We start from the raw sequence: 20,947 nt of genomic DNA, 5'->3' as shown, positions 1-20,947 counted from the left end.
AACGATGAGCAGCAACAGTGGATCGCGTGACATCACCGCCGCCGTGGTGCGCGGCAAGGAACAGCCCTTCGTCATCGAGCAGGCGCGCCTGCGCGGCCCGCAGGACGACGAAGTACTGGTGAAGATCGTGGCGACCGGCCTGTGCCACACCGACCTGATCGTGCGTGACCAATACTATCCGGTGCCGCTGCCGGCGGTGCTGGGCCATGAGGGCGCGGGCATCGTCGAGGCGGTCGGTCCCAACGTGCGCGAGCTGAAGGCCGGCGACCACGTCGTGCTGACCTACGGCCAGTGCGGTCACTGCAATCCCTGTCGTGGTGGACATGGTGCGTACTGCCGCGATTTCTTCGCGCTGAACTTCGGTGGCGACGATGGCCACGGCCATACCGCCATCACCGATGCGCAGGGCCAGCCGCTGCACGATCACTTCTTCGCACAGTCGTCGTTTGCCACGTTTGCGCTGGCGCGCGAGATCAACGCCATCAAGGTGCCTGACGATGCGCCGCTGGAGCTGCTCGGGCCACTGGGCTGCGGCATCCAGACCGGTGCCGGTGCGGTGCTCAACTCGCTGCAGGTGCGATCGGGCAGCAGCTTCGCCAGCTATGGCGCAGGTGCGGTGGGCCTGAGCGCGGTGATGGCGGCCAAGGTCGCCGGTGCCACCACCATCATCGCCATCGACGTGGTGCCCTCGCGGTTGCAGCTGGCCATGGAGCTGGGTGCCACCCACGTGGTCAACAGCCGCGAGACCGATGTGATCGAGGCGGTGCGTGCGATCACCGGCGGCGGCGCCGATTTCGCACTGGAATCCACCGGTCGGCCGGAGGTGCTGTCGGCCGGCATCGAAGCCTTGGCCGGGCTGGGCATGATGGGCGTGGTCGGTGCGCCGAAGCTGGGCACGACCGCCAGTTTCGATGTGAACAACCTGCTGCTGGGTGGCCGCAGCATCCGTGGCATTGTCGAGGGCGACAGCGTGCCGCAGGTGTTCATTCCGCAGCTGGTGACGCTGTACCAGCAGGGGCGCTTCCCGTTCGACAGGTTGGTGAAGTTCTATCCGCTGGAGCAGATCAACCAGGCGGCCGAGGACAGTACGCGGGGCATCACCCTGAAGCCGATCCTGCGGATCGCTGCGTGAGGTGAGGGTTTGCAGGGCTGCGCCCTGCACCCGCCGAATCGACGGCAACGTCAAAAGCGGGCATTCCGTGGGATGGCGGGGTGGGTCCGGTTGCGGGGGACGCCGTGAATCCGTCCCTGGAGGCTTGGGCGCGCCATCCATGGCGCTTACACCCCCGCAACCGGACCCACCCCGCCTTCGACAGGTTCCCGCTGCTGTTGGTAGGTGTCGACCTTGGTCGACACATGAATGCTTGACGGAGAAGGAAACGTACTTTCACGGAACGGCGCGTCGTGGAAGTAGATCCACGCCATGCGTGGATGAACGCCTGACGGAAACGGAAACGCTCCGTTGCCGGGACGTAACGCGGGCGTGGCGTGCGCGGGTGTACCCTGCGTCCATGATGGCCACGACAGTCGGGCAACAGCAGTTGGTGGCGGCGCGTGCCGCTTTTGCCGAGGGCGACGTGCAGTCGCTGGCGATGCTGCCCTTGCCGTTGCAGCAGTCCTGGCAGCGTTCGCATGCGGCCGGTGTGCGCCCCGGCCAGGAGCCGTATTACCCGCCATTGCAGGGCAACGGCCACCACCTGGAATCCCGCCACGACCGCCGCCTGGCGCGTTGCGTGCAGCCCGAGCTGGAGCAGTTGTGGGCCGCGTTCGGTGCGCGGGGATGGACGATGTTCTGCGCCAACCTCGAGGGCATGGTGATCGTGCATCGCGCCCATGGCCTGGAAGATGCGCCGCTGCTGCGGCCGATCCAGGTGGGCCGGCGGCTGGGCGAGGCCGAGATCGGCACCACCGCGCCTGCGGTCAGCCTGGCCGATGACCTGCCCGCCTTGGTACGCGGCAACGAACACTATCTGCAGCGATTCGCTCCCGTGTTCTGCTTGAGTGAGCCGCTGCATGATCTGCAGGGGCAGGTCTGCGGTGCGATCGACATCACCGGGCTGGGGGAGCGCGATCCGGCATTGCTGCAGGGCTATTTCCGGCAGGCGGCGCTGGCCATCGAGAACCGCTTGATGCACACGCTCAGCGATGTGCACCTTCTGGCGGTGCAGCATGATCCGCGCTGGCTGGCATCACCGCTGCAGGGCCTGTTGGCGGTGCAGGAAGATGGCCAGTTGCTTGCCGCCAACCGCGTCGCCCGGCGTCTGCTCGGCCTGCCACGGCGTGGGCCGCTGCCGTTGCTGTCGCTGGACACGTTGTTTGCCGGCGCCAGCGCCGCTCAGCGACGCCGACTGCTGCAGCCTGGTCCTGCGCATCGGGTGCGGTTGGGCGAGGGCAGTGCGGTCCATCTTCAGCATCTGCAGGCACCGCGCGCTGCACGGTCGCGTTCGCCGGCTACGGCCGCGGCGCCCGTGCAGGCGGCGCCACTGCGTGACCAGCAGCGCGATGCAGCGCGGCGAGCCGCACGTGCTGCCGAAGGCAACCTCAGCCTCGCCGCACGCCAACTCGGAATCTCGCGGACAACGCTGTACAAACTGCTGCGCGAGTGAGGCCGGCAACCGGGGCCGGCGCTACACCCCGGCGTCGATCAATCGCGGAAGTTGTTGAACTGCAGCGGCAGCTCGAACTTGCCGGCCTTCAGCACGGCGATGGCGTCCTGCAGGTCGTCGCGCTTCTTGCCCATCACCCGCAGCTTATCGCCGTTGATCTGGGTTTCCACCTTCAGCTTGGCTTCCTTCAGCGCTGCGGCGATCTTCTTGGCGATCTTCTGCTCGATGCCCTGCTTGACGGTGATCTTCTGCCGGGCCTGCGCAAGGTTGGTTTCCACGTCGCCATATTCCAGACTGAGCACGTCGATGCTGCGGGCGGCCAGGCGTGCGCGCAGGATGTCGTTCATCTGCTTGAGCTGGAACTCGCTCGGCGCGGACTGGGTGATCACTTCACCCTCGCGCTCGAACCTGGCGTCCACGCCCTTGAAGTCGAAACGGGTGGCAAGCTCGCGGTTGGCCTGGTCGAGTGCATTGGTCAGTTCGTGGGTGTCGACTTCGGACACAACGTCGAAGGAAGGCATGGGCGTTACTCCGCAGAAATCAGTGGCTGCCATTCTATCGCGGGGGCCCGTGTGCCTGCCCGTGCAGGGTCGAGCCTTGCCCGATAGGACCGCTCGGCAGACCCAACAATCCGGCATGGTCGGTGATAATGGGCCATGAACCTGCAACGCTCCCCTTCGCGCGCCGTGGCCTGGATGGTCGCTGCTGTCGCCTGTTTTTCGCTGATGGACGCTGGCATGAAGCAGCTCTCGGCCAGCTATCCCTCGTTGGAGGTGACCTTCCTGCGGGGTGTGGCGTCGCTGCCCTTCGTACTGGTCTGGGTGCTGGCCAGTGCCGGGCCACGCTCGCTGATCCCGCGTCGCTGGGGCCTGCACCTGCTGCGCGGCGGGCTGGGCATGGCGATGATCGGCTGCTTCGTGTTCGCCCTGCGCGACCTGCCGCTGTCCACCGCCTACACCATCTATTTCGTTGCGCCACTGCTGATCGCTGCGTTGTCGGTGCCGCTGCTGGGCGAGCGGGTCGGGCCGCGGCGCTGGGTCGCCATCGGCATCGGCCTGGTCGGCGTGCTGGTGGTGCTGCGGCCGGGCGTGGGCGGTTTCATCTCGGTGCCGGGCCTGATGGTGCTGGCCGCTGCCACCGCCTATGCCATCGCCGCGATCACCGTCAGCCTGCTGACCCGCACCGATACCTCGCAGTCGATGGTGGTCTGGTTCCTGGTCATCATGGCCATCGGCGCCGGGCTGCTGGCAATCCCCGGCTGGGTGCCGCTGCAGATGGCGCATGCGCCGTTGATCGCCGGCATGGGCCTGGCCGGTGCGCTGGGCCAGATCGCGCTGACCAAGGCCTTCCAACTGGGTGAGGCATCGATGATCGCGCCGCTGGAGTACAGCGGTCTGGTCTGGGTGATCGGCTGGGATCTGGCCTTCTGGGGGCAGTTGCCGGATGGCTACACCTGGGCGGGCGCGGCGATCATCGTCGCTTCGGGCCTGTACCTGCTGCACCGGGAACGGGTGAACCGGCAGGAGCCGCCGAAACCGTTGGACCATCCCTGAACCGGTTTGGCCGGGGAATGGGGTCAGAGCCCCTGCGGGGATCCGACCCGGGGTCAGATCCCCGCAGGGGCTCTGACCCCATTCCCCGGCCAATGAGCCGGTGCGGGCGCCTTAGAACCAAAAGGAATAACATTCTGGCCCATGGCGCGGGCGCGCGAGCGCCGGCGCTGGTAGGCTGCACGCCCCTTCCATCGCCCTCCCGGTGAGCTGATCCCGTGATCGAGTTCCAGCGCCTGCACAAATCCTACGCCGTTGCCGGCCGCGCGGTCAGCGCGCTGCAGCCGCTGGACCTGACCATCGAGGCCGGTGAGGTGTTCGGCATCATCGGCCATTCCGGTGCGGGCAAATCGACGCTGATCCGCATGATCAACCGTCTGGAAGAGCCCAGCGGTGGCCGTCTGCTGATCGCCGGTGAAGATGTAACCGCGCTGGAGCCGGAGGGCCTGCGCGCGCTGCGCCGCCGGATCGGCATGATCTTCCAGCACTTCAACCTGCTGTCCTCGCGTACGGTTGCCGGCAACGTCGCCTTCCCGCTGGAACTGGCCGGTACGCCGAAGGCCGAGATCGATGCGCGCGTGGCCGAACTGCTGCAGACCGTCGGCCTGCAGGCGCATGCGGACAAGTACCCGGCGCAGCTGTCGGGCGGGCAGAAGCAGCGTGTGGGCATCGCCCGCGCGCTGGCCACCCGCCCGCAGATCCTGCTGTGCGATGAGGCCACCAGCGCGCTCGATCCGCAGACCACCGCATCGGTGCTGGCGCTGCTGTCGAAGATCAACCGCGAACTGGGCCTGACCATCGTGTTGATCACCCACGAAATGGACGTGATCCGCCGCGTCTGCGACCGCGTGGCCGTGCTCGATGCCGGCCAGCTGGTCGAGACCGGCCCGGTGACCCAGGTATTCCTGCATCCGCAGCACCCGACCACCCGTCGTTTCGTCAGCGAATCGGAGCAGGTGGACGAGGGCACGCTGCACCGCGATTTCGACGCGGTCGGTGGCCGTGTCGTGCGCCTGACCTTTCTCGGCGCTGACACCTACGAACCCCTGCTCGGCAGTGTCGCGCGGCAGACCGGGGTCGACTACAACATTCTGTCCGGCCGTATCGACCGGATCAAGGACACCCCGTATGGCCAGCTGATCGTCGCCCTGGTGGGCGGTGACCAGTCCGCCGCGCAGGCCGCATTCGTGGCCGCCGGCGTGCACGTTGAGGAACTGCGTCGATGATCATCGCCACTGCTGGCGGCTTTTTCCGTCACCTGGATGCGGGCAAGTGGGCCGATATCGGCCAGGCCACCATCGACACCCTGCTGATGCTGGCCGGTTCGCTGCCGCTGACCCTGGCCATCGGCCTGCCGCTGGGCGTGCTGCTGTACCTGTTCGGTGCGCCACAGCTGAAACGCCGGCCGGTTGCCTACGGCGTGCTTGCGCTGGTGGTGAACCTGCTGCGCTCGGTGCCCTTCATCATTCTCATGATCGTGCTGATCCCGGTGACCCTGTTCATGATGGGTACCTCGCTGGGCGTGCGTGGCGCGATCGTGCCGCTGGTCATCGGCGCTGCGCCGTTCTATGCGCGACTGGTGGAAACCGCGCTGCGTGAAGTGGACCGTGGCGTGATCGAGGCGACCCAGGCAATGGGCGCCACCACCTGGCAGCTGGTCACCCGCGTGCTGCTGCCCGAAGCGCGGCCAGGCCTGATTGCCGGTGCGACGGTGACCACCGTGGCCCTGATCGGTTTCACGGCGATGGGTGGTGCGATCGGTTCCGGTGGCCTCGGTGATCTGGCGTTCCGCGATGGCTACCAGCGCTCGCATACCGACGTGGCGCTGGTCACCGTGGTCCTGCTGCTGGTGCTGGTGCAGCTGCTGCAGATGCTGGGCGACCGCCTCGTCGCGCATTACAGCCGCAGATAACAGAATGCCGGGCGGCGCCCGGCATCGTTGGGGTAGTGCCGGCCGCTGGCCGGCAACCTCATGAATTCCTGAAGCATCCTGCAGTTGCCGGCCAGCGGCCGGCACTACCGCATTCGATCAACGCACGTTCGGCACTTCGTAGCCCAGCTTGCCGACCTGTTCGGCGTGCTGCGGCACGCGCTTGAGCTTGTCGGTGTTCACCCCGTACTCGTCGCGCAGGCGTTCGGCCAGGTCCTTGTACAGGGCCTTGTCCATGTCAGGCGTGCGGGCGAAGATCCAGGCCATCTCGCGGCCCGGATAGCCGATCAGCGCCCAGGAATAGTCCGGCGCTACTTCCAGCACCCGCGAATGGGTCGGCACGACCCGGTAGAACCAGGTGCGCCAGCCGTGGTTGCCACTGTCGGGATCGACGCTGGCGCGCGCGCGGATTTCCTGCAGAGGCTCGCCGAAACCATCGCGGTAGCGATAGGTGATGGCGACCTTGTGGTCCTCGCGTAGCTCGTACTGGTTGACGCTGGCGACGTGGCCGCGTTCGATGAAGTTCGGCACGCGGCCGATCACGTACCAGGTCCCCATGAAGCGCTGCAGGTCGATGGCCCCATCTGCAGATGCTTCCGCGGCGCTGTTGCGGGACGACGGTGGGGAATTGGCAGCCAAGGCCGGACCGCCCAGGGACAGGGCCAGCAACACAGCGCAGAGCGGGCGGATCGAGGTCATGCGGGAGCGGGCTCCAGTGGGCTTGCCCGCGCATGGTCACTGTGTGCACGCAATCCGTCAATGGTGTCGCAGCCGGTGAGAAGCCCCGCAGCCAAGCTGGTCCGCATCGACCACCGGAGAATCCGCATGCGCACACGTCCCCGCCACCGCCCGCCAACTGAACGCGTCAGCGAACGTGCCGAGCCACGCCTGTTGCGGGCGGCGCCGCAGATCGCCCTGGCCGGGCTGGCCGTGGTCCTGGTGTGGCCGGCCGCGCGCGGTAGCAGTGTCTGGCTGGGTTGGTTGCCGCTGTGGCTGGTCGGCATGCCATTGGCGGCCTGGTGGGCACTGCTGCGCTGCCCGTTGCCAACGCTGGCCGCGTTCCGCTCGCTGCGACGCGACACCGGGCAGGCCCGGCGCTTCTCCCAGTCACGTACGCGCAAGGCACACCCCGCCACGGCCTGACCTTCGACACGGGGGCGGCCCCGGTGATCCATGCTAGCGTTCCACGGCTAATGACTGCCTGGAGCTGCAATGTCACGATTCGCTTCCGCCTGCCTGCTGGCCGGCATGATGACCGCTGCCTCAGTGGGCACTGCTGTGGCCGCTGAAGACACCGACCGTTACGCCTGGCTGGAGGACGTCACCGGCGACAAGCCGTTGTCCTGGGTCAAGGAACAGAACGCCAAGTCCGAGGCACGCCTGGCGCAGACCCCGGCCTTCAAGCAGATGGAGACCAGCATCCGCGAGGTGCTCGACTCGGACGCCAAGATTCCCGGCGTGCAGAAGATCGGCGACTACTACTACAACTTCTGGAAGGACAAGCAGCACGAGCGCGGCCTGTGGCGCCGTACCACCCTGGCCGAGTACCGCAAGGCCTCGCCGACCTGGGAGACCGTGCTCGACCTCGATGCGCTGAACAAGGCCGAGAACGAAAACTGGGTCTGGCACGGCGCCGACTGCCTGCGTCCGGATTACAGCCGCTGCCTGATCGCGCTGTCGCGCGGCGGTGCCGACGCCGATGTCACCCGCGAGTTCGACCTGGCCAGCAAGAGCTGGATCAAGGACGGCTTCTTTCGTCCCGAATCGAAGGGCGGCCTGAGCTGGATCGACCGCGACACCGTGTTCGTCTACACCGATTTCGGCAGCGGCTCGATGACCACCTCCGGTTACCCGCGCGTGGCCAAGCTGTGGAAGCGTGGCACGCCGATGTCCGCGGCCAGCCTGGTCTATGAAGGCAAGCCGGAAGACATGTACATCGCGGCGATGCACGATGACACCCCGGGCTTCGAGCGCAACCTGGTCAGCCGCACGCTGGCCTTCTACAACAACGAGATCTACCTGCGCGGCGACGATGGCAAGCTGACCAGGATCGACGCGCCGAACTCGGCCGAGAAGGGCCTGCACAAGCAGTGGTTGACCCTGGAACTGCGCGATCCGTGGACCGTGGGTGGCAAGACCTACGCCTCCGGCGCACTGCTGGTGACCAAGCTGGATGATTTCCTGGCCGGCAAGCGCGACTTCGAGGTGCTGTTCACCCCGACCGCGACCACCTCGCTGGCCAGTGCCTCGTGGACGAAGAACCACCTGGTGCTGAATGTGCTTGACGACGTCAAGAACCGCCTGTCGGTGCTGACTCCGACCGCCAAGGGCTGGCAGAAGAGCGATTTCGTCGGCGCGCCGGCCTTCGGCACCCTGGGCGTCAGTGCGGTCGACAGCAATGACAGCGATGCAGTGTGGTTGACCGCCACCGACTACCTGACCCCGACCACCCTGGCCATCGCCGACATCGGCAAGGCGCCGGAAGTGCTGAAGACCATGCCGGCGTTCTTCGATGCCGACGGCAAGGTCATCGAACAGCACTTCGCCACCAGCAAGGATGGCACCCGCGTGCCGTACTTCGTGGTGCACGACAAGGCGATGAAGCTCGATGGGTCCAACCCGACCCTGCTGTACGGCTACGGTGGCTTCGAGATTTCGCTGACCCCGGCGTATTCCGGTGGCATGGGCCGCGCCTGGCTGGAGAAGGGCGGCGTGTACGTGGTCGCCAACATCCGTGGTGGTGGCGAGTACGGCCCGCGCTGGCACCAGGCGGCGCTGAAGCAGAACCGTCACAAGGCCTATGAAGACATGGCTGCGGTTGCCCAGGACCTGGTCACCCGCAAGATCACTTCTGCCAAGCACCTGGGCGTGCAGGGTGGCAGCAACGGTGGCCTGCTCACCGGCAACATGCTGACCCAGTACCCGGAGCTGTTCGGTGCGGTGGTGGTGCAGGTTCCGCTGCTGGACATGAAGCGCTACAGCCACCTGCTGGCCGGCGCTTCGTGGATGGCCGAGTACGGCAACCCGGACACCAGCGACTGGGAGTTCATCAAGACCTTCTCGCCGTACCACCTGTTCGACGCGAAGAAGAGCTACCCGCCGGTGCTGTTCACCACCTCCACCCGCGATGACCGCGTACATCCGGGCCACGCCCGCAAGATGGCCGCGAAGATGATCGATGCCGGCAAGGACGTGACCTACTACGAGAACATCGAAGGCGGTCATGGCGGTGCGGCCAACAACGCGCAGGCTGCGCACATGTCCGCACTGGCCTACAGCTTCCTGTGGGAGCGGTTGGGCGGTAAATAAGCAGAACGGAAAACGCCGCCCCAGGGCGGCGTTTTTCTCGACCGGTAGTGCCGGCCGCTGGCCGGCAAACCAGGGATGCGAGGATGCTGCAGTTGCCGGCCAGCGGCCGGCACTACCGTCAGCGCGACCCGCCCCAGCTTTTCAACCCGCGCGCGATACGGTCCACCGCGTCCTGCAACCGCGGCACTTCCTGGGTATAGGCCAGGCGCACGTGCTGGTTCGATCGGTGGAAGCCGAAATCCAGGCCCGGGGTGAATGCCACGTGCTCGGTCTCCAGGAAATGCGCACAGAACGCCTGCGCGTCATCGGTGAACGCGCTGACGTCGGCGTACAGGTAGAACGCACCCTGCGGCTCCACTTCGATGCGGAAGCCCAGTTCGCGCAGGGCCGGCAGCAGGAAGTCGCGGCGCTGCTGGAAGGCCTGGCGGCGCTGCTCGAAGATCGCCATCGCCTCGTCGCTGAAACAGGCAAGGGCTGCATGCTGGGCGATGCTCGAGGCGCTGATGTACAGGTTCTGCGCTAGCTTCTCCAGGTCGGGTACTGCCGCCGGCGGTGCCACCAGCCAGCCCAGTCGCCAGCCGGTCATGCCGAAGTACTTGGAGAAGCTGTTCAGCACGAAGGCACTGTCATCGACCTGCAGCACGCTCGCTGCGTCCAGGCCGTAGGTCAGGCCGTGATAGATCTCGTCAACCACCAGGTGGCCGCCGCGCGCATGTAGCGAAGCCGAGAGGGCCGCCAGTTCATCGGCTGACAGCACGGTGCCGGTGGGATTGGCCGGCGATGCCACCAGTGCGCCAACGCTGTCGCCATTCCAGTGTTGCTGCACCAGTGAAGGGGTCAGCTGGTAGGCCGTTTCGGGACCCACCGGAACGAGCTGCGCGCCGCCTTCCACCAGCCGCAGGAAGTGGCGGTTGCACGGATAGCCGGGATCGGCCAGCAACCAGTGACGGCCCGGGTCGACCAGCAGGCTGCTGGCCAGCAGCAGCGCGCCGGACCCGCCCGGCGTGACCAGGATGCGTTCGGGGTCGATATCCAGGCCGTAGTGGCTGCGATAGAAGCCGCTGATCGCCTGGCGCAGGGCGGGCAGGCCGCGTGCGGCGGTGTAGCGGGTGTGGCCGGCGGCCAGTGCCGCCTGGCCGGCACGCACGACCGGTTCGGCGGTGGTGAAGTCCGGTTCGCCGATCTCCAGATGGATCACATCGTGACCGGCCTGTTCCAGCGCCTGAGCGCGGGCCAGCAGGGACATCACATGGAAGGGAGCGATTTCGTGGCTGCGCCGGCTGTAGCCCGGCGTGTGGGGCAGGGTACTCATGCCCCACATGGTACGCCGGGTGCCGGGGTCGGATCCCTTTTGCATGCAAAAGGGCTCTGACCCCAACAGGAACCGCGCACCATGACGATCCGCAGGGTTGCCGCTTCTCCGCGATTGGGGTCAGATCCCTTTTCGGGAAAAGGGATCTGACCCCGTCGAAGACCATTGCATTGAAGCGCCTGGAGCCTTATTTCATGAAATCCACTCTCTGCCTGTTGCTTGCGAGCCTGATGACCAGCACCGCTACCGCCGCCACCCCGCCCGTTCCGCCGGATGTTGAGAAGCGTCCGCACGTGGTCAAGGCGCCGTTCGGCGCGACCCGCAACGATGACTATTACTGGCTGCGCGACGACAAGCGCGAGGACAAGGCCATGCTGGCCTACCTGCAGGCCGAGAACGCCTACGCCGACCAGCTGCTGGCACCGCTGAAGCCGTTGGAGGATGCGCTGTACGGCGAGATCGTCGGCCGCATCAAGCAGGACGATGCCAGTGTGCCGGCGCGCGAGCGCGGCTACTGGTACTACAGCCGCTACGAGACCGGCCAGGACTATCCCATCCACGCGCGCCGCAAGGCCAGCATGGACGCGCCGGAAGAGGTCCTGCTCAACGTCAACACGATGGCTGCCGGCAAGGGCTATTTCAGCGTCGGCTCGATGGAGGTCAGCCAGGACAACCAGCTGCTGGCCTGGGCCGACGATGACGTGGGTCGCCGCCAGTACGTCATCCGTTTCAAGGACCTGCGCACCGGCGCGGTGCTGCCGGATACGATCACCGGCACCTCCGGCGACCTGGTCTGGGCCGACGACAACCGCACCGTGCTGTATGTCGAGAACGATCCGGAAACCCTGCTGACCGTGCGGGTGAAGAAGCACGTGCTGGGCACCCCGGCCAGCGCCGACACCGTCGTCTACGAAGAAAAGGACGACAGCTTCTACATGGGCATCGGCCGCACCCGCGACGATCGCTTCATCACCATCGGCGTGCACAGCACCGTGTCCTCCGAGGAGCGCTACGCGCCGGCCAGCGACCCGGCCACGTTCACCGTGCTCGCCCCGCGCCAGCGTGACGTGGAGTACGACGCCGACCACTACGATGGCCGCTGGGTGATCCGCACCAACGATGGTGCGAAGAACTTCAAGCTGGTGACCGCACCGACCGACGCCACCTCGCGTGCGCAGTGGAAGGACTGGATCGCCCATGACGATGCGGTGTTCATCGAAGGCTTCGAACTGTTCGATACCTACACCGCCATCGCCGAACGTTCCGAAGGCCTGGAGCGCATCCGCCTGCTGTTCAAGGACGGTCGCAACGACTACGTGAAGGCTGACGAACCGGCCTATTCGATGGGCCTGGGCGACAACACCGAGGCTGACACCACGTGGCTGCGCTACGTCTACACCTCGATGACCACGCCGACCACGGTGTTCGAGCTGAACACCGCTACGGGTGAACGCCGCCAGCTGAAGGTGCAGCCGGTGATCGGCTATGACGCCTCGAAGTACGAGACCGACCGGGTGTGGATCACCGCGCGCGACGGGGTGAAGGTGCCGGTGTCGCTGGTCTATCGCAAGGGCTACAAGAAGGACGGCACCGGCGCGCTGTTCCAGTACGCCTACGGCAGCTACGGCATGTCGATGGACCCGTACTTCAACCAGACGGCGGTGAGCCTGCTCGACCGTGGCGTGGTGTATGCCATCGCCCACATCCGCGGCGGCCAGGAAATGGGCCGCGACTGGTACGAGAACGGCAAGCTGCTGCACAAGCAGAACACGTTCAACGACTTCATCGACGTCACCCGTGGCCTGGTGGCTCAGGGCTGGGCGGCGAAGGATCGTGTCGCCGCCTCCGGTGGCAGCGCCGGTGGCCTGCTGATGGGCGCCATCGCCAACCAGGCGCCACAGGACTACCGCGTGCTGGTGGCGCAGGTGCCGTTCGTGGACGTGGTCACCACCATGCTCGACCCGACCATCCCGCTGACCACCAACGAGTACGACGAGTGGGGCAACCCCGAGCAGAAGCCGTACTACGAGTACATGTTGTCCTACTCGCCCTACGACAACGTGAAAAAGCAGGCCCATCCGTCGCTGTTCGTGGGTACCGGCCTGTGGGATTCGCAGGTGCAGTACTGGGAGCCGGCCAAGTGGGTGGCCAAGCTGCGTGATGACAACACCGGCCACTTCCCGATCCTGTTCCGAACCAACATGGAAGCCGGCCACGGCGGCAAGTCCGGGCGCTTCCAGCGTTACCGCGAACTGTCCGAGTCGTATGCGTTCGTGCTGCAGCAGCTGGGCATCGAAACGCCCGCTGCCGGCGCTGCGACGGAATGACGCATCGTGGCGGCGGTGATATCGCCGCCGCCACCTGCGCTGGGTATCCTTGCGCGATGAGCCTGCCCGAACCGTCTGCCAGCAAGGACCTGCCAGCGCCCGCCCGGCAGGTGCGGTTCCGTTGGGCGTGGTGGCTGCTGGCCTATGCCAGCCTGGGCACCGGCATCGTCGGCATCTTCGTGCCGGGGCTGCCCACCACCGTATTCATCCTGATTTCGGCCTGGGCCGCCTCGCGCGGCTCCGAGCGCCTGCACAGCTGGCTGCTGCAGCACCCGCGCTTCGGCCCGGCCATCACCAACTGGCAGGCACATGGTGCGGTCAGCCGCTACGGCAAGTGGATGGCCACGATCACCATGGCGGTGTGCGCCGGCATCATGCTGTGGTGCGTGCCGGTGGCTTGGGTGAAGTGGTTCTCCATCGGCAGCATGACCGTGGTGGCGATCTGGCTGTGGACCCGTCCGCTGCCACCGGCCGATTGATCTCTCCCGCCGGGCATGGCCCGGCGCTACCACGGTGCCCGGTTGCGGTAGCGCCGGGCCATGCCCGGCGGATGCGTGGCGCGGCACCCTGCACCAACCGCTCAGCCGCCAATGGCTATACTCGGGGCATGAACATCCCCCATCGCAATGTCATCCTGATTCCGCTGGCAGCGGCCTCGCTGCTGTTCCTCGCCGCATGCGGCAACAAGGGCCCGCTGGTGCTGCCGCAGAAGCCGGTGCCGGTGGAAGAAACCGTCGAGCCGGCCGCCGATGCCGACGCCACGCCCGCCGCCACCCAGAGTACTGGTGACGGCAGTCCGTCCGTCACTCCGGATCCGGTCAAGAAGGTGGACGACGGGAATGAGTAAGGCCGGTTCCAACGGCCTGCGCTTCAGCAAGATGCACGGCGCGGGCAACGATTTCGTGGTGATCGACCTGCGCGACGGCACCCCGCCGCCCACCCCGGACCTGGCCGCGCGCCTGGCCGACCGCCATACCGGCGTTGGCTGCGACCAGATCCTGACCATCGAGCCGCCGCGTGCCGAAGGCTCGGTCGCCTCGTACCGCATCTGGAACGCTGATGGTTCCAATTCCGAGCAGTGCGGCAACGGCGCGCGCTGCATCGCGGCCTGGCTGGTGCGCGAAGGCAGTGCGCAGGGCGATCGCTTCGTCATCGACAGCCCGCTGGCCAGCCACGCCGTGGACGTCCTCGGCGATGGCCAGTACGCGGTGGCGATGGGCGTGCCGCTGTTTGAACCGGCGAAGGTGCCGCTGATCGGCTTCGCCCACCCGCGCGAGGAATACCTGCTGCCACTGCAGGGTGAGACCGTGCGCTTCGCGGCGGTGTCGATGGGCAATCCGCATGCGGTGATCGAAGTAGGCCTGGTCGACGCCGCACCGGTCGAGCGCGTGGGCGGACTGCTGCAGCAGCATGCCTCGTTCCCGAAGTCGGTGAACGTGGGCTTCGCCCAGGTAATGGGCCCGGAACATGCGCGCCTGCGTGTGTTCGAGCGTGGCGTGGGTGAAACCCTGGCCTGTGGCAGTGGCGCCTGCGCTGCCGCAGTGACCCTGATGCATCGCGGCCGCCTGCAGCGCGATGCGCGCATCAGCCTGCCCGGTGGTGACCTGCGCATCCAGTGGCCGGGCGATGGCCAGCCGGTGGTGATGGCGGGCCCGACCGCATTCGTCTTCGAAGGGGAGTGGATCGCATGACTGAGACCGTCGACAAGCTCGGTGCCCATGAAGTCGCCGCCTGGTTGCGGCGTCATCCGGGCTTCCTCAAGCAGTTCCCGGACCTGGCGCTGACCCTGGTGGTGCCACGCGATGACGGCCCGACCGCATCGCTGGCCAGCTACCAGCTGGACGTGCTGCGCGAGAAGAACCGTGAGCTGGCGCGACGGTTGGCCGACCTGGGCGCCACCGCGCAGGTCAACGAGCGGCTGGCGGTGCGCACGCATCAGCTCACCCTGGCCTTGATGAAGCAGGACAACGCCGCCGATACGCTGCGCGCGATGGCCGCGTCGCTGCAGGAAGATTTCGCCGGCGATCTGGTGCGGCTGGTCGTGCATGCGCCGGTAGCCGGGCTGGAGCAGGCCGAGTGGCTGCAGGTGCTGGCTGCCGATGATGCGCAGCTGGGCCCGTTCCGCGACTGCCTGAAGGATGGTGAGCCGATCTGTGGACGGCTGCACAGCGACAAGAACGCGGTGCTGTACGGCGCGCGCAGCGAGGAAGTGCAGACCACCGCGCTGCTGCCGTTGCCGGGCGTTGGCCTGATCGCGGTGGGCAGCCATGATCCGAACCGCTTCTATCCCGGCATGGGCACGCTGTTCCTGCGGATGATGGGCGAGGCCCTGGTGACCGGGCTCAAGCGCTTCGCGGATTGAGCGGGAAACGACGACGATGAGCGCGGTGCAGGCGTTCCTGCAGCACCTGCAGGTGGAGCGGCGGATGTCGGCGCATACGCTCGATGCCTACCGCCGCGACCTCGACGCATTGTCGGTGTGGGCCGAACCCCGCGGCGTGGCTGTGGAGGCGCTGGATACCGACGCGGTGCGCCAGTTCGTTGCCGACGAACATCGCCGTGGCCTGTCGGCCAAGAGCCTGCAACGCCGGTTGTCGGCCTGCCGCAGCTTCTATGCCTGGCTGCTCAAGCATGGCCGTATCGAGGCGAGCCCGGCAGCGACGCTGAAGGCGCCGCGTGCGCCGCGACGGCTGCCGCAGGTACTCGACGCCGATGAAGCCGTGCAGCTGGTTGAACTGGAACCGGAAGGCGAGCTGGGTCGTCGTGACCGCGCGCTGCTGGAACTGTTCTATTCCTCCGGCCTGCGCTTGAGCGAAGTCTGCGCGCTGACCTGGCGCGATCTGGATTTCGCCAGTGGCCTGGTCAACGTGATGGGCAAGGGCAACAGGCAACGTCGCGTCCCCTTCGGAAAGCCGGCGCGCGAGGCGCTGCTGACCTGGCGCAGCGAAAGCGGCGGTGGTGCCGCCACACCGGTTTTTCCGGGCCGCAACGGGCCGATCAGCCAGCGCGCGGTGCAGATCCGCATCCGCCAGCTGGCGCAGCGCCAAGGCCTGTTCAAGCACGTGCACCCGCACATGCTGCGGCACAGTTTCGCCAGCCACATCCTGGAATCCTCCGGTGATCTGCGCGGCGTGCAGGAACTGCTCGGCCATGCCGACATCGCCACCACGCAGATCTACACCCACCTGGATTTCCAGCACCTGGCCAAGGTCTATGATGCGGCGCACCCGCGCGCGAAACGCCGCAAAGACCCGCCCGACAAGGCGGGGTAGCGCCGGGCCTGCCCGGCGGCTGTGCGATCCATGTGGCGTGTATGCGACGCCGCCCGAGCTGCGCGCTCGCTGGGCATGGCCCGGCGCTACCGGAACGGCCGCCGCTTGATCTGGATCAGGGCGGGGCAGTGGTCGCCGGTGCATCGTGGCCGCAGGCCACGACGAGATGCCGACCATGGCAAAGCCCATTCCGCTGCGCCCCAAGCACCCCGAGCGCATCTGCTGGGGCTGCGACCGTTACTGCGCTGCCGACGCACTGGCCTGTGGCAACGGCTCGGGCCGCACCCAGCACCCGATCGAGACGCAGGGTGAGGACTGGTACGTGGCGTGGGGCATTGAACCCAATCCGGACCGGCCATCGCATGCCAAGCGCTGAACGGCAGCTATCGGTACGGGCTTGATCGCTTCGGCGGCTGTCCCCATGTCCCGTGAACAGCTATCGGAGGCCGCATGGACCCCAGTCAGAATCCCACCGTTTTCCACGCCACCACCATCGTCTGCGTTCGTCGCGGCGAGCACGTGGCCATTGCCGGCGACGGCCAGGTTACCCTCGGCCACACGGTGATGAAGGGCAACGCACGCAAGGTCCGCCGCCTCGGCCGTGATGGCCAGGTGCTGGCCGGCTTCGCCGGTGCTGCCGCCGATGCCTTCACCCTGTTCGAGCTGTTCGAAGCCAAGCTGGAAAAACACGGTCAGCTGCAGCGCGCTGCGGTGGAGCTGGCCAAGGATTGGCGCACCGAGCGTCGCCTTGGCAAGCTTGAAGCCCTGCTGGCCGTGGCCGACAAGGAAACCTCGCTGATCATCAGCGGCACCGGCGACGTGATCGAGCCGGAGGACGGCATCATCGCCATCGGTTCCGGTGGTTCGTATGCGTTGTCCGCTGCACGCGCGCTGATGGCGCACACCGAACTGGACGCACGCACCATCGCCAGCGAAGCGATCAACATCGCCGGCGACATCTGCATCTACACCAACCGCAACGTGGTGGTCGAGGAGTTGTGACGGGGAACCGTCACACGCATTCCTGATCCGCCGGGCATGGCCCGGCGCTACCGACAACGCATTCGTGAGCACACCCATGCCGCACAAGATCGAAGTTTCCTCCGCCACCATGACCCCGCGCGAGATCGTGCAGGAACTGGACCGGCACATCGTCGGCCAGCATGACGCCAAGCGCGCGGTCGCCATCGCCCTGCGCAACCGCTGGCGCCGCATGCAGCTGCAGCCCGAGCTGCGCAACGAGGTCATGCCCAAGAACATCCTGATGATCGGTCCGACCGGCGTCGGCAAGACCGAGATCGCGCGCCGCCTGGCCACGCTGGCCAACGCGCCGTTCGTCAAGGTCGAAGCGACCCGCTTCACCGAAGTCGGCTACGTCGGCAAGGACGTCGAGCAGATCATCCGCGACCTGGCCGATACCGCCGTCAAGCTGTACCGCGAGCAGGCCAAGGTGCGCGTGCGCACGCAGGCCGAAGAGCGCGCCGAAGACCGCATCCTCGATGCGCTGCTGCCGCGTCGCAGCGGTGGCATCGGCTTCGACCCGGAGGCGGCGCGCAACGAACCGTCGGCGCAGGACAACGAGACCCGCATCAAGTTCCGCAAGATGCTGCGCAATGGTGAGCTGGATGATCGCGAGATCGAGCTTGACCTGACCGCCAACGTCAGCATGGACATCATGACCCCGCCGGGCATGGAGGAAATGGGCCAGCAGCTGAAGTCGATGTTCGCCAACCTCGGCGGTGGCGCCAAGGCGCACAAGCGCACGCTGACCATCAAGGCCGCGCGCCCGCTGCTGCAGGAGGAAGAAGCCGGCAAGCTGGTCAACGAGGACGATATTCGCACCGCCGCGATCGAAGCCTGCGAGCAGCACGGCATCGTGTTCATCGACGAGATCGACAAGGTCGCCAAGCGGGGTGATGCAGGCTCGTCTGGCGGTGATGTCTCGCGCGAAGGCGTGCAGCGCGATCTGCTGCCGCTGGTGGAAGGTTCCAACGTGTCCACCAAGTACGGCACGATCAAGACCGACCACATCCTGTTCATCGCATCGGGCGCGTTCCACCTGGCCAAGCCCAGCGACCTGATCCCTGAGCTGCAGGGCCGCTTCCCGATCCGCGTGGAGCTGGGTGCGCTGAGCAAGGCGGATTTCGTGCGCATCCTGACCGAACCGAAGGCGGCACTGACCAAACAGTACGAAGCACTGCTGGCCACCGAAGGCGTCAAGGTCAGCTTCACCACCGACGCCATCGACCGCCTGGCCGAGATCGCGTTCCAGGTGAACGAGCGCCAAGAGAACATCGGTGCACGCCGTCTGCACACCGTGCTGGAGCGCCTGCTGGATTCGCTCAGCTACGAAGCGCCGGACCGCGATGGCGAAACCCTGTCCATCGACAGTGCCTACGTGGACGCGCATCTGGGCGAGCTGGTGCAGGACCCGGACCTGAGCCGCTACATCCTGTAAGCGGGAATGCGAAAAGGCCGCCGTGACCCGTCCTGAATTGGGTTGACACCTTTTCCCTCTGGAAAAGGAATGTTCAATGAAATCAACAATCAGGCGCAGCCAACGGGATTACTCGCTGGCCTTCAAGTTGTCGGTGGTAGACCAGGTCGAGCGCGGGGAGCTGACCTACAAAAAGGCCCAGGAGCGTTATGGGATCCAAGGGCGCAGCACGGTGCTTTCCTGGCTTCGTCGGCATGGTCGGCAGGATTGGTCAGCTGGGGCATCATTGCCTCCCATGAGCACTGTCCCCAAAGCCGGGGCGGCCAAGCCGCTGACGCCGGAACAACAGATCAAGGCCCTGCAGGTCCAGTTGCGGGAGGCAAACGAGAAGGCGCAGTTGTTCGAGGCCATCGTGGATGTCCTCAAAGAGGATTACGGGGTAAAAATCGTAAAAAAGCCTTCCGGCAAGTCCTCACGCAAGGGCGCCTCAAAGGCGTAAGCGTGGCAAGGGCTTGCCGCCATTTCGGCATCAGTCGGCAGGCGTTCTATCAGGCCGGTCACCGCCATCAGCGGCGAGACGCTGCTGATGCTACGGCACTGTCGCTGGTGAGCGACTGCCGCGCGCGCCAGCCTCGGGTGGGTACGCGCAAGCTGCACCATCTGATTGAGCCGAAGCTGCAGGCGGCGGGGATCGCTCTGGGGCGCGATCGTTTATTTGACGTGCTCCGAGAAGCGCGCTTGCTGGTGCCGCAGCGCCGCGCGTATCACAAGACGACCGATAGCCATCATCGCTTCCGCAAGCATCCCAATCTGCTCAAATCCGGTGAAGGATGCATCGTTCCCAGTGGCTGCGAACAGGTGTGGGTGGCTGACATCACCTATCTACCAACAGATGGGAAGTTCGTTTACCTGAGCCTTGTTACCGATGCGTGGTCACGCAAGATCGTAGGCTGGAGCGTGAATGAGACGCTGCAGACCGAACATACCGCGCAGGCATTGGAGATGGCCCTGAAAACCCGGAAAACGAGGCAACGGCTGATCCACCATTCGGATCGGGGCATCCAGTACTGCTCGGACAACTATCAGAAGATCCATGCCAAGCACGGCCTGACCTGCTCCATGACCGACGGCTACGATTGCTATCAGAACGCTCTGGCAGAGCGGATCAACGGGATCCTCAAATGCGAGTTTCTGCTCCGTCGCCCACGGGACCTGGGACAGGCTCGGCAGATGGTGGCTGAGGCAGTGGAGATCTACAACGCCGAGCGCCCCCATCTGTCCCTTAAAATGCAGACGCCCGATGCGATGCACCGGGCGTCCTTGGCCGCCTGACGGCGGCCGGATCATCCACCCCATAGGTGTCAACCTATGGCAGGACGGGTCATAAGAGGGGCGCGCTCTGGTAGTTGCCGACCTTGGTCGGCACACGAAGGGCATGCCGACCAAGGTCGGCATCTACCGCTCCGGCAGCGGTTCCGGCATCGAACCTGGTACGAACACACCTTCCTTCACGTAGGCGGCCAGGGTCATGTCCAGGGCCAGCATGCCATCGCGCTTGAGGTCCATCAGGTCCGGTTCGACCATTGCGCCGTGCAGTACGCCGAGTACGGTGGCATGCAGCATGCGTGCGGCGATCTTCGGGTCGGCGCCGTCGCGCAGCTGGCCCAGTTGCTGGGCACGGCGCAGGGCACGTTCCATCCGGTCCAGGGCGTCGCGGAAACCGCTCTGCTGCAGTTCGGTCAGCACCCTGGTGTCGGCCGAGGCATCGCTGCGCAGCATGATCTCCATGGTCTTGCGCAGGCGCTCATCCTCGGACAGCTCGATGAACGAATGGACCATCACCGCACGCAGGTCATGCACCGGCGTGGTGCGCTGCTCGGTGGAGGTGCGCTCCAGCTCCTGCATGAAGGGCAGGTGCACCCGCTCGACGATCGCGGTCAGCACCTCGCCCTTGTTCTTGAAATGCCAGTACACGGCGCCGCGGGTATAGCCGGCGCGGGCACCGATCATCTCCAGCGTGGTCCGGGCCACACCGTGTTCGTGGAAACAGGCTTCGGCGGCATCCAGGATGCCTTCGCGGGTTGCCTGGGTGTCCTCTTTGGTCTTGCGGGCCATGAGCGGGTACGAGTGCAGGTGAAACGTGGCTGAATTGTACCGCTTTACAAACAAACGCGCATGTATGTATATTTCCTTCCCATCATTCC

The 20,947-nt window shown here is 66.1% G+C and carries 21 protein-coding genes; 17 read left to right on the top strand and 4 right to left on the bottom strand.

Going from position 1 to position 20,947, the window contains the following annotated elements; all coding sequences use genetic code 11:
- Nucleotides 1–4 precede the first annotated feature (4 nt).
- Together ACEF39_RS18115 and ACEF39_RS18110 are read left to right on the top strand one after the other, a co-directional pair.
- Complete coding sequence (locus ACEF39_RS18115) at nucleotides 5–1,132, top strand: NAD(P)-dependent alcohol dehydrogenase (protein WP_108266658.1); 1,128 nt, start codon at nucleotides 5–7, stop codon at nucleotides 1,130–1,132.
- 382 nt (nucleotides 1,133–1,514) lie between these two features.
- Entirely contained in the window at nucleotides 1,515–2,606 is a 1,092-nt protein-coding gene (locus ACEF39_RS18110; protein ID WP_500286071.1) for a helix-turn-helix domain-containing protein, read from the top strand.
- 38 nt (nucleotides 2,607–2,644) lie between these two features.
- On the opposite strand, the gene ACEF39_RS18105 is transcribed toward ACEF39_RS18110, so the two are convergent.
- Nucleotides 2,645–3,127 carry a YajQ family cyclic di-GMP-binding protein gene (locus ACEF39_RS18105; RefSeq protein WP_089236993.1) on the bottom strand — a complete coding sequence of 161 codons (483 nt, stop codon included), beginning with the start codon at nucleotides 3,125–3,127 and terminating at the stop codon, nucleotides 2,645–2,647.
- Between the two features lie 135 nt (nucleotides 3,128–3,262).
- Between ACEF39_RS18105 and ACEF39_RS18100 the strand changes: the two genes are divergently transcribed.
- From ACEF39_RS18100 to ACEF39_RS18090, 3 genes are all read left to right on the top strand, one after another.
- Nucleotides 3,263–4,159: a DMT family transporter gene (locus tag ACEF39_RS18100; RefSeq protein ID WP_089236991.1), complete on the top strand. Its 897-nt coding sequence runs from the start codon at nucleotides 3,263–3,265 to the stop codon at nucleotides 4,157–4,159.
- Between the two features lie 215 nt (nucleotides 4,160–4,374).
- Nucleotides 4,375–5,382 (top strand): methionine ABC transporter ATP-binding protein, encoded by a 1,008-nt coding sequence (locus tag ACEF39_RS18095; protein WP_500286070.1) that lies wholly within the window; start codon nucleotides 4,375–4,377, stop codon nucleotides 5,380–5,382.
- A complete protein-coding gene (locus ACEF39_RS18090; protein ID WP_025877307.1) occupies nucleotides 5,379–6,068 on the top strand; it encodes a methionine ABC transporter permease in 690 nt (229 codons plus the stop codon). Before ACEF39_RS18095 ends, ACEF39_RS18090 begins: the two co-directional genes overlap by 4 nt.
- A 117-nt stretch (nucleotides 6,069–6,185) precedes the next feature.
- Here the strand turns inward: ACEF39_RS18090 and ACEF39_RS18085 are convergent, their stop codons facing one another.
- A complete protein-coding gene (locus ACEF39_RS18085) occupies nucleotides 6,186–6,785 on the bottom strand; it encodes a lipocalin family protein (protein ID WP_500286069.1) in 600 nt (199 codons plus the stop codon).
- A gap of 126 nt (nucleotides 6,786–6,911) precedes the next feature.
- Here ACEF39_RS18085 and ACEF39_RS18080 point away from each other — a divergent pair, with 126 nt between their 5' ends.
- Nucleotides 6,912–7,229 carry a hypothetical protein gene (locus ACEF39_RS18080; protein ID WP_500286068.1) on the top strand — a complete coding sequence of 106 codons (318 nt, stop codon included), beginning with the start codon at nucleotides 6,912–6,914 and terminating at the stop codon, nucleotides 7,227–7,229.
- A gap of 69 nt (nucleotides 7,230–7,298) precedes the next feature.
- Nucleotides 7,299–9,395, top strand: a complete 2,097-nt coding sequence (locus tag ACEF39_RS18075) for a prolyl oligopeptidase family serine peptidase (RefSeq protein ID WP_500286067.1) — start codon at nucleotides 7,299–7,301, stop codon at nucleotides 9,393–9,395.
- A gap of 118 nt (nucleotides 9,396–9,513) precedes the next feature.
- Here ACEF39_RS18075 and ACEF39_RS18070 read toward each other — a convergent pair whose 3' ends face one another.
- Entirely contained in the window at nucleotides 9,514–10,707 is a 1,194-nt protein-coding gene (locus tag ACEF39_RS18070) for a pyridoxal phosphate-dependent aminotransferase (RefSeq protein WP_500286066.1), read from the bottom strand.
- Between the two features lie 194 nt (nucleotides 10,708–10,901).
- On the opposite strand from ACEF39_RS18070, the gene ACEF39_RS18065 reads away from it, so the two are divergent.
- The 10 genes from ACEF39_RS18065 to ACEF39_RS18020 all read left to right on the top strand — a co-directional run bounded on the left by ACEF39_RS18065 (nucleotide 10,902) and on the right by ACEF39_RS18020 (nucleotide 20,075).
- Nucleotides 10,902–13,034, top strand: coding sequence for a S9 family peptidase (locus ACEF39_RS18065; protein WP_500286065.1), 2,133 nt, complete (start codon nucleotides 10,902–10,904; stop codon nucleotides 13,032–13,034).
- Nucleotides 13,035–13,090: 56 nt separating this feature from the next.
- Nucleotides 13,091–13,513 (top strand): YbaN family protein, encoded by a 423-nt coding sequence (locus tag ACEF39_RS18060; protein WP_500286064.1) that lies wholly within the window; start codon nucleotides 13,091–13,093, stop codon nucleotides 13,511–13,513.
- Between the two features lie 128 nt (nucleotides 13,514–13,641).
- Nucleotides 13,642–13,881 (top strand): LPS translocon maturation chaperone LptM, encoded by a 240-nt coding sequence (gene lptM, locus ACEF39_RS18055; RefSeq protein ID WP_176019553.1) that lies wholly within the window; start codon nucleotides 13,642–13,644, stop codon nucleotides 13,879–13,881.
- Entirely contained in the window at nucleotides 13,874–14,725 is an 852-nt protein-coding gene (gene dapF / locus ACEF39_RS18050) for a diaminopimelate epimerase (protein WP_500286063.1), read from the top strand. The genes lptM and dapF overlap by 8 nt, the downstream gene beginning before the upstream one ends.
- Nucleotides 14,722–15,396: a DUF484 family protein gene (locus ACEF39_RS18045; RefSeq protein ID WP_500286062.1), complete on the top strand. Its 675-nt coding sequence runs from the start codon at nucleotides 14,722–14,724 to the stop codon at nucleotides 15,394–15,396. Before dapF ends, ACEF39_RS18045 begins: the two co-directional genes overlap by 4 nt.
- Before the next feature lie 16 nt (nucleotides 15,397–15,412).
- Nucleotides 15,413–16,306, top strand: coding sequence for a tyrosine recombinase XerC (gene xerC, locus ACEF39_RS18040; RefSeq protein ID WP_500286061.1), 894 nt, complete (start codon nucleotides 15,413–15,415; stop codon nucleotides 16,304–16,306).
- Nucleotides 16,307–16,481: 175 nt separating this feature from the next.
- A complete protein-coding gene (locus ACEF39_RS18035; protein WP_025877286.1) occupies nucleotides 16,482–16,682 on the top strand; it encodes a DUF3079 domain-containing protein in 201 nt (66 codons plus the stop codon).
- Nucleotides 16,683–16,756: 74 nt separating this feature from the next.
- On the top strand, nucleotides 16,757–17,308 hold the full coding sequence (gene hslV / locus ACEF39_RS18030) for an ATP-dependent protease subunit HslV (protein WP_025877284.1): 552 nt from the start codon (nucleotides 16,757–16,759) through the stop codon (nucleotides 17,306–17,308).
- Nucleotides 17,309–17,384: 76 nt separating this feature from the next.
- Nucleotides 17,385–18,764 (top strand): ATP-dependent protease ATPase subunit HslU, encoded by a 1,380-nt coding sequence (gene hslU, locus ACEF39_RS18025; protein ID WP_230112563.1) that lies wholly within the window; start codon nucleotides 17,385–17,387, stop codon nucleotides 18,762–18,764.
- A 76-nt stretch (nucleotides 18,765–18,840) separates the two neighbouring features.
- Nucleotides 18,841–20,075 (top strand): IS3 family transposase gene (locus ACEF39_RS18020; protein WP_500285465.1). Its coding sequence is split into 2 segments (ribosomal slippage): nucleotides 18,841–19,192 and nucleotides 19,192–20,075, totalling 1,236 coding nucleotides; the frame shifts between segments, so codons are not numbered across the junction.
- A 123-nt stretch (nucleotides 20,076–20,198) separates the two neighbouring features.
- On the opposite strand, the gene ACEF39_RS18015 is transcribed toward ACEF39_RS18020, so the two are convergent.
- The gene (locus ACEF39_RS18015; protein WP_500286060.1) at nucleotides 20,199–20,858 is read right to left on the bottom strand and encodes a TetR family transcriptional regulator; all 660 of its coding nucleotides are present in this window, start codon (nucleotides 20,856–20,858) and stop codon (nucleotides 20,199–20,201) included.
- Between the last annotated feature and the right edge of the window lie 89 nt (nucleotides 20,859–20,947).

The sequence above is a fragment of the Stenotrophomonas indicatrix genome, assembly GCA_041545745.1.
GTDB lineage: Bacteria > Pseudomonadota > Gammaproteobacteria > Xanthomonadales > Xanthomonadaceae > Stenotrophomonas > Stenotrophomonas indicatrix_A.
The sequence above is the reverse complement of the archived record's forward strand: the minus strand, read 5'-3'. Positions and strand labels throughout refer to the sequence as shown.

What these genes read in the sequence shown, in the direction of transcription:
- ACEF39_RS18115 (WP_108266658.1), top strand. Translation starts at nt 5, where the DNA reads ATGAGCAGCAACAGTGGATCGCGTGACATCACCGCCGCCGTGGTGCGC.
- ACEF39_RS18110 (WP_500286071.1), top strand. Translation starts at nt 1,515, where the DNA reads ATGGCCACGACAGTCGGGCAACAGCAGTTGGTGGCGGCGCGTGCCGCT.
- ACEF39_RS18105 (WP_089236993.1), bottom strand. Translation starts at nt 3,127, where the DNA reads ATGCCTTCCTTCGACGTTGTGTCCGAAGTCGACACCCACGAACTGACC.
- ACEF39_RS18100 (WP_089236991.1), top strand. Translation starts at nt 3,263, where the DNA reads ATGAACCTGCAACGCTCCCCTTCGCGCGCCGTGGCCTGGATGGTCGCT.
- ACEF39_RS18090 (WP_025877307.1), top strand. Translation starts at nt 5,379, where the DNA reads ATGATCATCGCCACTGCTGGCGGCTTTTTCCGTCACCTGGATGCGGGC.
- ACEF39_RS18085 (WP_500286069.1), bottom strand. Translation starts at nt 6,785, where the DNA reads ATGACCTCGATCCGCCCGCTCTGCGCTGTGTTGCTGGCCCTGTCCCTG.
- ACEF39_RS18080 (WP_500286068.1), top strand. Translation starts at nt 6,912, where the DNA reads ATGCGCACACGTCCCCGCCACCGCCCGCCAACTGAACGCGTCAGCGAA.
- ACEF39_RS18075 (WP_500286067.1), top strand. Translation starts at nt 7,299, where the DNA reads ATGTCACGATTCGCTTCCGCCTGCCTGCTGGCCGGCATGATGACCGCT.
- ACEF39_RS18070 (WP_500286066.1), bottom strand. Translation starts at nt 10,707, where the DNA reads ATGAGTACCCTGCCCCACACGCCGGGCTACAGCCGGCGCAGCCACGAA.
- ACEF39_RS18065 (WP_500286065.1), top strand. Translation starts at nt 10,902, where the DNA reads ATGAAATCCACTCTCTGCCTGTTGCTTGCGAGCCTGATGACCAGCACC.
- ACEF39_RS18060 (WP_500286064.1), top strand. Translation starts at nt 13,091, where the DNA reads ATGAGCCTGCCCGAACCGTCTGCCAGCAAGGACCTGCCAGCGCCCGCC.
- lptM (WP_176019553.1), top strand. Translation starts at nt 13,642, where the DNA reads ATGAACATCCCCCATCGCAATGTCATCCTGATTCCGCTGGCAGCGGCC.
- dapF (WP_500286063.1), top strand. Translation starts at nt 13,874, where the DNA reads ATGAGTAAGGCCGGTTCCAACGGCCTGCGCTTCAGCAAGATGCACGGC.
- ACEF39_RS18045 (WP_500286062.1), top strand. Translation starts at nt 14,722, where the DNA reads ATGACTGAGACCGTCGACAAGCTCGGTGCCCATGAAGTCGCCGCCTGG.
- xerC (WP_500286061.1), top strand. Translation starts at nt 15,413, where the DNA reads ATGAGCGCGGTGCAGGCGTTCCTGCAGCACCTGCAGGTGGAGCGGCGG.
- ACEF39_RS18035 (WP_025877286.1), top strand. Translation starts at nt 16,482, where the DNA reads ATGGCAAAGCCCATTCCGCTGCGCCCCAAGCACCCCGAGCGCATCTGC.
- hslV (WP_025877284.1), top strand. Translation starts at nt 16,757, where the DNA reads ATGGACCCCAGTCAGAATCCCACCGTTTTCCACGCCACCACCATCGTC.
- hslU (WP_230112563.1), top strand. Translation starts at nt 17,385, where the DNA reads ATGCCGCACAAGATCGAAGTTTCCTCCGCCACCATGACCCCGCGCGAG.
- ACEF39_RS18015 (WP_500286060.1), bottom strand. Translation starts at nt 20,858, where the DNA reads ATGGCCCGCAAGACCAAAGAGGACACCCAGGCAACCCGCGAAGGCATC.